Origin of the sequence: Acinetobacter sp. YH12144 (assembly GCF_013418345.1) — a bacterium.
In the GTDB taxonomy this organism is placed as follows: Bacteria; Pseudomonadota; Gammaproteobacteria; order Pseudomonadales; family Moraxellaceae; genus Acinetobacter; species Acinetobacter amyesii.
In genome coordinates this window covers 1-12803 of sequence record NZ_VPCD01000032.1, presented here as the reverse complement: position 1 = coordinate 12803, position 12803 = coordinate 1, and the positions used below count along the sequence as shown (strand labels likewise).

Annotated in this window: 14 protein-coding genes and 1 pseudogene; 9 read left to right on the top strand and 6 right to left on the bottom strand. The window is 38.9% G+C overall.

From position 1 onward, the window contains the following. Positions 1-127: 127 nt before the first annotated feature. Positions 128-427, top strand: a pseudogene (locus FTU79_RS15610) (YgjP-like metallopeptidase domain-containing protein); the annotation flags it as partial. 36 nt (positions 428-463) lie between these two features. Here the strand turns inward: FTU79_RS15610 and FTU79_RS15605 are convergent. Continuing rightward, a complete protein-coding gene (locus FTU79_RS15605; protein WP_180051279.1) occupies positions 464-919 on the bottom strand; it encodes an AAA family ATPase in 456 nt (151 codons plus the stop codon). A 137-nt stretch (positions 920-1056) separates the two neighbouring features. On the opposite strand from FTU79_RS15605, the gene argC reads away from it, so the two are divergent. From argC to FTU79_RS15580, 5 genes are all read left to right on the top strand, one after another. Further along, positions 1057-2103 carry an N-acetyl-gamma-glutamyl-phosphate reductase gene (gene argC, locus FTU79_RS15600; protein WP_180051276.1) on the top strand — a complete coding sequence of 349 codons (1047 nt, stop codon included), beginning with the start codon at positions 1057-1059 and terminating at the stop codon, positions 2101-2103. Between the two features lie 79 nt (positions 2104-2182). After that, positions 2183-2932: a hypothetical protein gene (locus FTU79_RS15595; protein WP_078193467.1), complete on the top strand. Its 750-nt coding sequence runs from the start codon at positions 2183-2185 to the stop codon at positions 2930-2932. A gap of 18 nt (positions 2933-2950) precedes the next feature. Then, on the top strand, positions 2951-3364 hold the full coding sequence (clpS, locus tag FTU79_RS15590) for an ATP-dependent Clp protease adapter ClpS (RefSeq protein WP_180051274.1): 414 nt from the start codon (positions 2951-2953) through the stop codon (positions 3362-3364). A gap of 12 nt (positions 3365-3376) precedes the next feature. After that, positions 3377-5653, top strand: a complete 2277-nt coding sequence (gene clpA, locus FTU79_RS15585) for an ATP-dependent Clp protease ATP-binding subunit ClpA (protein WP_078193466.1) — start codon at positions 3377-3379, stop codon at positions 5651-5653. Between the two features lie 77 nt (positions 5654-5730). Next, positions 5731-6084 (top strand): YnfA family protein, encoded by a 354-nt coding sequence (locus tag FTU79_RS15580; RefSeq protein WP_111883867.1) that lies wholly within the window; start codon positions 5731-5733, stop codon positions 6082-6084. 47 nt (positions 6085-6131) lie between these two features. On the opposite strand, the gene FTU79_RS15575 is transcribed toward FTU79_RS15580, so the two are convergent. From FTU79_RS15575 to FTU79_RS15565, 3 genes are all read right to left on the bottom strand, one after another. Then, the gene (locus FTU79_RS15575) at positions 6132-6608 is read right to left on the bottom strand and encodes a hypothetical protein (protein WP_180026239.1); all 477 of its coding nucleotides are present in this window, start codon (positions 6606-6608) and stop codon (positions 6132-6134) included. 91 nt (positions 6609-6699) lie between these two features. Further along, the gene (gene argF, locus FTU79_RS15570) at positions 6700-7620 is read right to left on the bottom strand and encodes an ornithine carbamoyltransferase (protein ID WP_078193464.1); all 921 of its coding nucleotides are present in this window, start codon (positions 7618-7620) and stop codon (positions 6700-6702) included. Between the two features lie 112 nt (positions 7621-7732). Continuing rightward, on the bottom strand, positions 7733-8386 hold the full coding sequence (locus tag FTU79_RS15565) for a TetR/AcrR family transcriptional regulator (RefSeq protein ID WP_111883702.1): 654 nt from the start codon (positions 8384-8386) through the stop codon (positions 7733-7735). A 239-nt stretch (positions 8387-8625) separates the two neighbouring features. Between FTU79_RS15565 and prpB the strand changes: the two genes are divergently transcribed. Together prpB and prpC are read left to right on the top strand one after the other, a co-directional pair. Further along, complete coding sequence (gene prpB / locus FTU79_RS15560) at positions 8626-9510, top strand: methylisocitrate lyase (protein WP_180051271.1); 885 nt, start codon at positions 8626-8628, stop codon at positions 9508-9510. Between the two features lie 3 nt (positions 9511-9513). Continuing rightward, positions 9514-10650, top strand: coding sequence for a 2-methylcitrate synthase (prpC, locus tag FTU79_RS15555; protein WP_180051268.1), 1137 nt, complete (start codon positions 9514-9516; stop codon positions 10648-10650). 65 nt (positions 10651-10715) lie between these two features. On the opposite strand, the gene FTU79_RS15550 is transcribed toward prpC, so the two are convergent. Both FTU79_RS15550 and FTU79_RS15545 read right to left on the bottom strand, forming a co-directional pair. Next, positions 10716-11333 (bottom strand): aminotransferase, encoded by a 618-nt coding sequence (locus tag FTU79_RS15550; protein WP_078190860.1) that lies wholly within the window; start codon positions 11331-11333, stop codon positions 10716-10718. A 79-nt stretch (positions 11334-11412) separates the two neighbouring features. Beyond that, positions 11413-11889, bottom strand: coding sequence for a CinA family protein (locus FTU79_RS15545; protein ID WP_180007802.1), 477 nt, complete (start codon positions 11887-11889; stop codon positions 11413-11415). A 236-nt stretch (positions 11890-12125) separates the two neighbouring features. On the opposite strand from FTU79_RS15545, the gene FTU79_RS15540 reads away from it, so the two are divergent. Next, positions 12126-12356 carry a hypothetical protein gene (locus FTU79_RS15540; RefSeq protein WP_078190858.1) on the top strand — a complete coding sequence of 77 codons (231 nt, stop codon included), beginning with the start codon at positions 12126-12128 and terminating at the stop codon, positions 12354-12356. Positions 12357-12803 lie beyond the last annotated feature (447 nt).

Below are 12803 nucleotides of genomic sequence, written 5' to 3'. Positions count from 1 at the left end.
TTGTTCCATTTTAGAGATTTGTTTAAGATAAGATATAACTCATTGAGATGTGTCATAGTATTCGTCGTTAGAAAACAATTATTGTGACATTATTTCAATGAGTTATCTATTTTTGTCGTGTACAGAGCCAATTTATTTAAAGCAAGTGAGCAGTGAAACAGGCTTGAAATATGGTGATTGCTCAATTCGTCAGCCCAAAACGCGCTGGGGAAGCTGTTCAGCGCGCCATGATATTATGCTGAATAGCGCATTGGTGCTGTTTCCAGAGCAAGTTGTACGATATGTGGCTGTACATGAGTTAGCGCATACCAAGCACTTTGACCATAGCCCAAACTTTTGGGCTGAAGTGCAAAAGCATGATATAAATTTTCAGCAGCATCGAAAAATACTAAAAATGACGGCAATGCCTTGGTGGTGGGTGCTCTGAATTAAAGGCACTAAGTTGTAAACACTAAAGCATTTCTTAATATATTATTTCAATTAAATCAAATCCTTCTTGGTATGTAGGCGGTTCTAATGCGTAATAAACATTGGTTAATGCCATCAGATCGACTATTTCATCTGAAGGGCGTTGAGCGTTTCTTTTTATGCATACTTCGAGCGGGATTTGAAACCATACAGCAACGCATTTTTTACCCAATTGTTTAGCTTGCTCAATAATCGGCAGACGTTCAGATTGCTTTACTAAAATAGCATCAAAAATAATATTTTCAGGTTCGCGGGATATTTGGTTTTTGGCCCAAGTTGATTTCCCAGCCCCTTGGCATCCGATCAATATATAAATGACTTTAACCTTTGGGTTAGTTTTTAATTCATGCTTAAAAGCGTCAAAACAGCATTGCCATGCTGGAATATTTCTTTCTTTAGTGAAGACACGACCTTGAGCTGTGGATAGGTAATGATCAGGATTTATATGCATGATCTGACTTAATAGGATTCAGAAGATAAGCTAACATTATAAAGTGAAGCTTTATATGTCAAAACAGTTCAGAAAACCGTAACTTCCTGTCATACTACGCAGTCATCAAATGGATACTTTGAATAGAGGTAAAGAGCGTGATTTCAGTAGGTATTGTCGGCGGTACAGGTTACACAGGTGTTGAATTACTGCGTATTTTACTGCGACACCCAAATGCAGAAGTAAAAGTTCTGACATCACGTACTGAAAATGGGCGCCGTGTCGATGACATGTTCCCAAGCTTACGCGGTCATACCGATCTTCAATATTCAGACCTGAACATTGATGAACTAAAAAAATGCGACGTTGTATTTTTTGCGACTCCGCACGGTGTAGCAATGAAGCATGCAGAAGAATTGGTCACTGCAAATACGAAAGTGATCGATTTGGCAGCAGACTTCCGCTTGCAAGACTTAGCTCAATTTGAGAAATGGTATGGTTTAGACCATGCCTGTCCAGAGCTATTAAAAGATTCAGTTTATGGTTTGTCTGAATTAAACCGTGAAAAAATTCAAAAGGCTTCAGTGATTGGTAACCCAGGTTGTTACCCAACAACTGTTCAGCTCGGTTTAGCGCCAGTATTAAAAGCTGAAGGATTAGTGAAACCTGAAAGCATTATTATTGATGCAAAATCAGGTGTGTCTGGTGCAGGTCGTAAAGCCAGCCTTGGCATGATCTATTCTGAAAATGCAGATAACTTTAAAGCATATGGTGTAGCGGGTCACCGTCATCATCCTGAAATTGTAGAAGCCTTAGAAAATATTTCAGGTCAAAAAGGTGTGTTTAACGAAATTTTATTCGTACCGCATTTAGTACCGATGATTCGTGGCATGCTCAGCACTATCTATATTGATTTGACAGACGCAGGTGCTTCTGCGGATTTACAAAGCATATATGAACAGTTCTATGCCAATGAGCAGTTTGTAGATGTTATGCCTGCAGGTAGCTCACCTGAAACACGTACTGTGCGTGGTGCGAACCAATTACGTATTGCGATTTGCAAGCCTCAACCGAAAAAATTGGTGATTTTGGTGGCTCAAGACAACTTGGTGAAAGGTGCTGCAGGCCAAGCCGTACAAAATATGAACTTGATGTTTAGTTTTGCTGAAAATGCAGGACTTCAAGGCATTGGTTTATTACCATAAGAAACGATTTAAAACTTCACACACATTTAAAACTGGATTTAAATGTGTGCCTTGAGTGAACTAAAAATAAGAGATGACGATGTCGAATACAGAATCTAATTTCAAGTCAGAACCTGAAAACAGTGAAAAAACGCCTTTTATGAAGACGAATATGCCACTGGCGATTGGTGCAGTTGTACTTGCATTGAGCAGCGGTTTGCTCGGATATAGTATTGGTCATCGTCAGGGCTTAACTGTGGTCGGTTATGATGCAGATGCAGAGCAACTTGTTGATGTGGTGCAAAAGCAAAAAACTGAATTAGCAGGCCTGAATAAAAGTTTGAATGCGGCAATTCAAGAGCGTGATGTTGCTGTAAGTAATTCAAATGATTTATATTTGGCTGTTAAAAAAGCACGTGATGATCAAGAGTTAACCGGTAATTTGGGTGTTTTGTATCGTGAAGTATTGCGCCAACGTGGTGGTATGCCGCTTGCAGTACAACATTTAGCGATTAAACCGTTACCTGAAAATGCGTATGAATACCAACTTGATCTCGTTCAAGTAAGTCCGTCAAAAAGTAATGTGTCTGGAAGTGTTGAGCTGCGTCTAATTAAGGGTACAGAAGTACTTGCAGTGCCTTTAGAAGACAAAAACTTTAACTTTAGCGAAAGTGAGCGACTCACTGGACGTTGGACCATGCCAAAAGGCTTTAGTCCAGACTTTATTGAAGTGCGTTTAAGCGGTTCTAAACCCGTTATTCGCCGTTTTAGCTGGTCGAAAGGTCAGCCTGTTGAAAATCAATCTGCTTTCCTTTCAGAAATTCCTCAAACTGAAGCAAGTGCAAACTAAGTGTGAAACCTAAATCCTATGCGAACCAATAAGCGTCAAACGTGTTTATCTGACATTAAAAATTCATTTTACCAATCTGGTTTAGTGGACTGGCATCTAAACCCGACTCTCAGCCAAGGTATGCAGGATGATGGTGATTCAGACATTCAAGTATTGACTGCGCCACCTGAGTTAAAGCGTCCTCCTATGTATGCTGTCGTTTTAATGAACGATGATTACACTCCAATGGACTTTGTAATTGAAATTTTACAACAATACTTTGCTTTGAATCTTGACCAAGCCACTCAAGTAATGCTAACTGTACATTATGAAGGAAAGGGTGTTGCAGGGGTTTATCCGCGAGACATCGCAGAGACTAAAGCAAATCAGGTCAATAATTACGCTCGGTCGCAAAGTCATCCATTACTTTGTCAGATTGAGCCAAAAGATTAATAAGGGGATTACATGCTCAGTCGTCAATTAGAAGTATCACTACGTTTGGCTGTCAGCATGGCTCGTCAAAAGAGACATGAATTTTTGACGGTAGAACATTTATTATTGGCTTTACTGGATAATGATTCCGCTGTTAATGCATTGAAAGCATGTGGCGCAGACATTATTGTGCTTCGCAAAGAACTTGAAGAATACGTAGAACAACATACCCCTAAGCTTGGCGAAAATAGCGATCAAGCACCACATCCTACAGAAAGTTTTGATCGTATTTTGCAGCGTGCAATTTTCCATGTGCAATCGAGTGGTAATGACCGCACTGTAGAAGGTGCAGACATTTTAGTTGCGATGTATTCAGAGCGTGATTCATTTGCGGTGTATTTACTTAAACGCCATCAAATCAACCGTTTGACATTAACGCAGTATTTGTCTCATGGCACACGTAAAGATGAAGTCCAAGCCGAAGAGGAAATTGAAGAGCTCGATGGTGAAAGCACTACGTCTTCAAATTCTGGCCCATTAGAGCTTTATACGACTAATCTGAATGTTGAAGCTCAAAAAGGCAAAACAGATCCACTAATTGGTCGTGAAAAAGAGATTGAACGTACAGCTCAAATTCTATGCCGTCGCCGTAAAAACAACCCTCTTTTGGTAGGTGATCCAGGTGTAGGTAAAACTTCGATTGCTGAAGGTTTGGCTTGGCTCATTGTAAATGGCAAAGCTCCTAAACCGCTTGAAAATGCAGAAGTATTTAGTTTAGACATTGGTGCTTTAGTTGCAGGAACTAAATACCGTGGTGATTTTGAAAAGCGTTTAAAACAACTGTTAAATGCATTGAAGAAAAAGCCCGAAGCTATTTTATTTATTGATGAAATTCATATGATCATCGGTGCAGGCTCAAGTATGGGCAGCACGATGGATGCATCGAACCTCATCAAACCAGCTTTGGCGAATGGTACTTTACGTTGTATCGGTTCAACGACTTTCCAAGAATATCGTCAAGTTTTTGAAAAAGATCATGCATTATCTCGTCGTTTCCAAAAAATTGATGTCAATGAACCATCTATTTCAGAAACGATTGATATTCTGCGTGGCTTAAAAGGCAAATTTGAAGAATTCCATCATGTGAAATACGAAGATCAAGCGTTGGTTTCTGCGGTAGAACTATCTGCGAAATTTATCAATGATCGTTTCTTGCCTGATAAAGCCATTGATGTGATTGATGAGGCGGGTGCACAGCGTCGTTTAAAAGCTGAGCAAGATGATACAGTCATTTCAGTTGAAAACATTGAAGATATCGTTTCGAAAATTGCGCGTATTCCACCGAAAACTGTCTCTAAAGATGACAAGAGCGTTCTTGAAAATCTAGAGCGTGATCTGAAACGTGTGGTGTTTGGTCAAGATGAAGCGATTGAAGCGCTTGCATCTGCGATTAAATTATCTCGTGCAGGTCTTAAAGCACCAGATAAGCCAGTGGGTAATTTTGTATTTGCTGGTCCTACAGGCGTGGGTAAAACTGAAGTCACTAAGCAATTGGCAAAATTGTTAGGCGTTGAACTTGTGCGTTTCGATATGTCTGAATACATGGAACGTCATGCCGTATCTCGTTTAATTGGTGCGCCTCCGGGTTATGTAGGTTTTGATCAAGGAGGTTTGTTGACCGACGCGATTCATAAAAATCCGCATTGCGTACTTTTACTAGACGAAATTGAGAAAGCGCATCCAGATGTCTTTAATTTGTTATTACAAATTATGGATCATGGTTCATTAACGGACAACAATGGTCGTAAATCTGACTTTCGTAACGTCGTGTTAGTACTGACTACGAATATTGGTGCAGAATCAATTTCACGAGTGAGCATTGGTTTCATGGACCAAGACAACAGTAATGACAACCAAGACGCGATGAAAAAAGCCTTCTCTCCGGAGTTCCGTAACCGCTTAGATGGTGTTATTCAATTTAAAGCATTGCCAACAACGGTCATTGAAAGTGTGGTTGATAAGTTTTTAACAGAGCTTCAGGCACAGTTAGATGACAAAAAAGTGGTTCTTGAGGTTGACCAAGATGCACGCGAATGGATGGCAGAGCAAGGATACGATCGCTTGATGGGCGCTCGTCCAATGCAGCGTTTAATTCAAGAGCATTTGAAGAAACCGCTTGCTGAAATGATTTTGTTTGGCGAGCTTGCGGAACATGGCGGTAATGTTGGTGTTTCAGTGAAGAAAGAAAATGGCAAAGCTGTGGGCTTAAAACTCGAAGTGTTTGAAGACCAAACCGCTGAACCTGCTTAAGTAATTTAATTAACGAAAAACCCGTGCTTGCACGGGTTTTTTATATTTATTCGACGCTAGATTTGGGTTTCTCAATGATGGACATACCATTAACAAAAGTGCTGACCACATTTGGTTTATTTGCACTGACAGCACTGATGGAAATTTTAGGCTGTTACTTCCCATATTTGATTTTAAATCAGCAAAAATCGCAGTGGTTATGGATTCCAACAGCGCTTGCATTGGCTGCATTTGTTTGGTTATTGACGTTGCATCCAGCAGCTTCGGGTCGTATCTATGCAGCCTATGGCGGAATCTACATTTTCTCTGCATTGCTGTGGTTGCGTTTTGTCGATCACGTAGTTCTAACACGTTGGGATATGCTAGGTGGCGTCATTGTGTTGGTGGGCGCAGCTGTGATTGTATTACAGCCTCAAGGTTTAATTCGTTAAGTTAAACAATGCAAAAGTTAAACCAAGAGCTGTAAGAAATTAGATATTTATTTAAATTTGCACTCTGTATTTTTAATGATAATTTCGTATTGTTTGCTACCCGAGCTTAGATCCATTTCAATTTTATATGGATTAACACGTTGAAATTGATGCTCGAATAGTAATTCACAGTTTTGGAGTGAATTATGCTTGATGAGTTGCTTCACCTTATGTTCACCGACTGATTGTTCAAATTGCGCAAAATCAGGGGTGGTGATAATACCATCAATTTCAATCTTATCCGCTTCCATTTCCATTTTTTCCATCAACATATTCTGATCAACTTGATAGGGAAGAGTGCGTGAATCTTCATCACTAATGGCAGCCAGTATTTCGTTTAAACCTGTTTTATTTTTAATTTTAAAATTGCTATCTAAAATCTGATTTTTCACCAAGTATTGATCTAATTCACTTGGTTCACCAGCAAAGCTAAAAGTAGATAAGCTCAATCCAAGAGCCAATAAGCAAATATTTCTTAAACGCATAATCTTAATCACTTATAAAATATATGGTTTTATTAAAGCATGCAAAAACAAAAAAAGCACCCGAAGGTGCTTCATTTATCTAAGTAAAACCTTAGTCTTTTTTAAGATTTTCGTTAATTAAGAATTCAACAAGTGCTTTTTGTGCATGTAAGCGATTTTCAGCTTCATCCCAAACCACAGCATTTTTGTGGTCAAGCATATTTTCAGAAATTTCTTCGCCACGATGCGCAGGTAAGCAGTGCATAAATAGGCAGTCAGCGTGAGCAAGATCCATCAGGCGTTCATTCACTTGATAATCAGCAAACGCTTTTTCACGAATTTTTTGTTCTTCTTCTTGGCCCATACTTGCCCAAACATCTGTCACGATTAAATCTGCATTAACCGCAGCATCTTCGGCAGAATCAACAAGTTCCACACAGTGTGCAAATTCAGATAAAAATTCAGCTTTAGGTTCATAGCCCTTAGGTGCAGCGATTTTTAATTTAAAGCCCCACATATGAGCAGCTTCAATATATGAGTTACACATATTGTTGCCATCACCAATCCAAGCAACCGTTTTGCCTTCAATAGAACCACGGTGTTCAACAAATGTTTGAACATCGGCAAGTAATTGGCAAGGGTGGTGATCATCTGTTAATGCATTGATGACAGGAACTTTTGAATAAGAGGCAAAACGTTCAACAATGTCATGACCAAAAGTACGAATCATCACAATATCAAGCATGCTTGAAATCACACGTGCAGAATCTTCTACTGGCTCGCCACGACCTAATTGAGAGTCGCGAGATGAAAGGAAAATTGCGCTACCACCAAATTGGCTCATTCCTGCTTCAAACGATACACGTGTACGGGTGCTCGATTTCTCAAAAATCATGCCCATGACTTTACCAACGAAAGGCTGGAAAACTTCATTGTTATGCTGTTTGCGCTTGAGTTCGATACCGCGCTGTACAATTTGGTTAAGTTCTAAAGTCGATAAATCGCGTAAAGTTAGAAAGTGACGTAGAGCCATTGTTACTCCACAATAATTGCTGAATCAAAAAACAAAACAACAATTAGTTGTTGGTTGGTTAGAGAAAAAGGAATCGATTAATATACTATAAGAGAGGTAAATTGCAAAAAATCTAGCGCTTTTGGTGACCGTCTAGGAAACGATCGACGCAATAACTGATGTAATTGATGGTTTCTTGATCATTTTCATCAATGGTGATGCCCATGAGAACGCGCCATTCTAAATTTCGCAAAATTCCAAAATAAAATTGAGCCGAAAACAGCGGGTTTTCACAATACAGCAAACCGTGTTGATGTGCTTGATATAAAATTTCCGCAACGGTGTTCTGAATTTGTTTTGGGCCTTGCTCATGAATATAACGTGCTATTTCAGGATTACGTCCTGTTTGTTCTAAGACTAACCGCATAAATGCCGCATTTTCAGGCATCACGATATGCTGATGAAAGTCACTTAAAGTATTGATGAGATAAGCACGAATATCGGTGTCAGGGCTCACCGTAAATGGTAGGCAAATATCTTTGAAAAATAAGCAGCGACGATAGTCACAAATGGCCTTAAATAATCCGTCTTTATTACCAAAATATTTATAGATTGACGCTTTTGAACCACCTGCATGATTCACGATGTCATCTAATGAAACTGCATCAAAACCACGTTTTAAAAAAAGCTCCGTAGCACTTTCTAAAAGCGCAACACATCGTTCATGTCCGCGCCGCGTTTGTGGCTGGTCATGCGTTAGAGGTTCAATGTGTATTAAATCTTGCATAAAGTGATAATTTTTAACAAAAAAAGAGCTGATTTGACGATAATTATAGCAAAAAAATTAGTACTTTTCTGCTTTGCTTATAAATTAGAGATCTTTGACTAAAGAATAACAACAGATAGGTGATAAGTGAAATATTTGACTAAAGTTTTAGAGTTAATATTCTACAAAGCCATAGAGTTGGAAAAAAATATGGATATACTCAAACTTCGAAAATTAAAGTAAATGCCGTGGAAAGGAATATGACACAACAAACGTCTGCAGGCTTAAGATTTAGACAAGCATTGGAAATCGAAAAACCATTACAAATCATTGGCACAGTAAATGCCTATGCAGCAATGATGGCAAAAGAAGTTGGCTATAAAGCCATATATTTATCTGGTGCAGGTGTTGCGAACTATTCATATGGTTTACCTGACTTAGGCATGACCAGTTTAGACAATGTTTTGGAAGATGTTCGTCGTATTACTGAACGTGTAGATACGCCATTACTTGTCGATATCGATACAGGTTGGGGCGGTGCATTTAATATTGCCCGCAGTGTGAAGCAAATGATTGCAGCAGGTGCAGCAGCGGTTCATATCGAAGACCAAGTGGCACAAAAACGTTGTGGTCACCGTCCAAACAAAGAAATTGTGTCACAACAAGAAATGGTTGACCGTATTAAAGCGGCAGTCGATGCAAAAACCGATTCAAATTTTGTGGTGATGGCACGTACAGATGCATTACAAAAAGAAGGTTTGCAGGCAGTGATCGACCGCGCATGTGCATGTGTAGAAGCAGGAGCAGATGCGATCTTTGCTGAAGCAATGACAGACATCACCATGTACAAAACAGTCTGCGATGCTGTGGGTGTACCAGTATTGGCAAATATCACAGAGTTTGGTGATACCCCTTACTACACCAAAGAAGAATTAGGCGAGCAAGGCATTTCAATGGTGCTTTATCCATTGTCTCCGACACGTGCAATGCAAAAAGCGGCACTCGAAGTGATGCATGCGATCCGCAATGACGGTACACAAGTCAATGTACTGGATAAAATGCAACAACGAAAAGAACTCTATCAATTCCTCGATTATCACACTTTTGAAAACACCTTAGATAAATTGTTCACTGAAGGAAAATAAAAAATGGCTGAAGGAAAAGTACTCACGGGCGCAGGACTGCGCGGACAAGTAGCGGGTAAAACTGCACTTTCAACTGTAGGCAAAAGCGGTGCGGGCTTAACCTATCGTGGTTATGACGTTCAAGACTTGGCAGAAAACTGCCAGTTTGAAGAAGTTGCGTACCTGATTTTCTTTGGTGAATTGCCAACAACAGAACAATTAGCAGCATACAAAGCTAAACTCAAATCATTGCGTCAATTGCCACAAGCGTTGAAAGAAGTATTAGAACGTATTCCTGCAGACTCACACCCAATGGATGTGATGCGTACAGGCGTTTCAATGCTAGGTAACTTAGAAACAGAACAGTCATTTGCTGAACAACAAGATGTTGCAGACCGTATTTTGGCAACGCTTCCTGCGATCATCTGCTATTGGTACCGTTTCAGCCATGATGGCGTACGTGTAGAAGAAAATACCGATGATGATTCAATCGGCGCTCAATTCCTACATTTACTGCGTGGCGAAAAACCAAATGAATTGCATGAACAAGTGATGAACGTATCACTGATTCTGTATGCAGAGCATGAATTTAACGCATCTACATTCACAGCGCGTGTATGTGCATCAACATTGTCAGATATGCATTCATGTATCACAGGTGCAATTGGTTCACTTCGTGGCCCATTACATGGCGGTGCAAATGAAGCAGCGATGGAAATGATTGAAAACTGGACGTCTCCGGAAGAAGCTGAACGTGAAATGCTCGGCAAACTGGAACGTAAAGAAAAAATCATGGGCTTTGGTCATGCGATCTATAAAGACAATGATCCACGTAATGGCATCATCAAAATCTGGTCTGAGCGCCTAGCAAAAGACGTCGGTGATACTGTACTTTATCCAGTATCAGTACGCTGTGAAGAAGTGATGTGGCGTGAGAAGAAATTGTTCTGTAATGCAGACTTCTTCCATGCATCGGCATATCATTTCATGGATATTGCAACCAAACTATTCACACCAATCTTTGTGATGAGCCGTGTAACAGGCTGGGCAGCACACGTGATGGAACAGCGTGCAGACAACCGTATTATTCGCCCAAGCGCGGACTATACAGGCCCTGAACTTCGTAAAGTTGTGCCGATTGCAGAACGTTCTGCGGCATAATTTTAAAGTGAAATAAAAAAGCCTCAAAAGAGGCTTTTTTATTATTTGTTATTTGAGTTAACAATCTATTTGGTTAGTAAAACCGGATCTTCAACGCTATATCCTGTTTCAAATGGAATCCCTAGATATTTAACAGTCACTAAATAAAATGGCTTTTGCACTACACGATAAGTTTTAGAAATTTTTAAACCTTCTTTATACGTCTCAGCCTTTTGTACAGCGCTTTTATACTGCGAATTTTTAACACGATATTGATAGGTCCATTTATCAATGGTTTCATTCGGGTCATACCATGATTTTGCAGTGCCATTCATGGTTGTTAATAACTGTATTCGAGCATTATTGTTATTTACTGGTGTTAATTTGACTAAACGTTTTTTTATTTTCGCAATTTCTTTATCAAACTGGGTGCTGTCTTGATCGTAATCAATCCGTTTTGTCTTGGGATTAATATATAAAGATCTCACTGTAATTAATTGCGTCGGTTTTTGGCTATTTAATTGATAATAATATAATTGTGGTAAACGACCACGACCATCTTCAAAATGACGCATTAAATAGATTTTTTGGTCTTTTTTATCAAAACCTAAAACCTCAATGTTTTGAGGACCGCCTACCGTAGCCAAAGCAGAGCAGGACAGTAGTGTGCTAATTGCGAATGCATTGAAATGACGTAGCTGCATTTTCTTGTCCTGATGAGAAAAATTTCTCAATACAGTATGCTATGCAAAATGATATTTAAATATGAAGATTATGTATGTTTTATTCTGCATTTAAGATGTCTAATACACTGTGAGCAACATTTTCAGTTAACTGATCTAAGCGTTCTAAAGCTGTACCTAAAATAAAATAGTGGTAATTATAAATACGACTGTCATGTAAGATTGAAATATAAAATGTTCCTTCGGGTTTTTCTACAGTTGCGCTGCCACCGGATTTGAGTAATCCAGTGCAGGCAACCACAAAGTTTGCACGTGAAAAAAGCTGTTGTCCGTGCTCAGCCATCGCTTGAGTCACTTCTGCCGATTCGGCCGTATATTGTTCTATCAGTAGAGGATCTACTTTTAAAATTTCACGCTTGATCGACGGATCATAGCTGACCAGACCACCTAACAAGATATCTGCACCACTATTCTTATAAATTGAAAATTGGCTACATAAATAACCAGAGCTTGCACTCTCGATAAATGCGATAGTCATGGATTTTTGTTCTAAAGCATCGCAACACTGTTTAAGCATGTGCTTACCCCAAAGTAGAATGGTGAATGATCATTAGTATTCTTAAAATTTTAGCATTGATTCCGCTCGCCTGTAATTTCACTAAAAGTCTAAGTTGGTACTGTGGGTGTTGTGGAATTCACAAAAATAGCGTGATTGCTTAGAAGCTGTACGAAAATATGAAATAAAGGTTTTTTCGGAAGGAAAACGATGTTAAAACTTAAAATAAAGAGCGTAACAAAAGTAGGTTTATTTCAATGAAAACGACTGTTAAATATGTAGTATTAAAAAGCCTAGACTATCAATTGGGCACGCCACTTTTTCAAGAAGAATTAGACGCAGATAGCCTGTATTTTGATCAAATTCCGGCTGTAATTCAGTATCAAAATCATCAATTCAAAGTGAAAAGTAAAGAGTTAAAGCGTGTTTATTTGGCTGAAGAAAATGAAGACATGCAAACCATTATTGTGAAAGTACTTGCTGTTTAATTTCGATCAATTTGTAGTATTAATAATACAGTTCTCATTGAGTTGGGAACTGTATTTTTGTATTTGCCTGATTCAAACTTTAGATAAGTCTAGATTCAAAAGTAATACATATTTTTTTAATGATCACTTGATCCATAGCTCTAGCTATTCGACCAACGGCTATTTAATCCACTAGATATTATTGAGTATAATTTATTTATTTTTTCATGGGGGGAAGAAATAATGGATTTATTTAAATTTCTAAAAAGCTTTAATACAACGGGTACTTAAGAGGTGGATCAGGAAATTTGAACAACACTTATAAGTGATATTTTGCTCCCCAAATGATGTTATAAACATCAATATATGGAGTATTTTATGGCACGTAGACCAAGAAGAAATCATTCAAACGACTTTAAGGCTAAGGTAGCACTTGCTGCGATCAAAGCAGAAAAAACACTTGCTGAA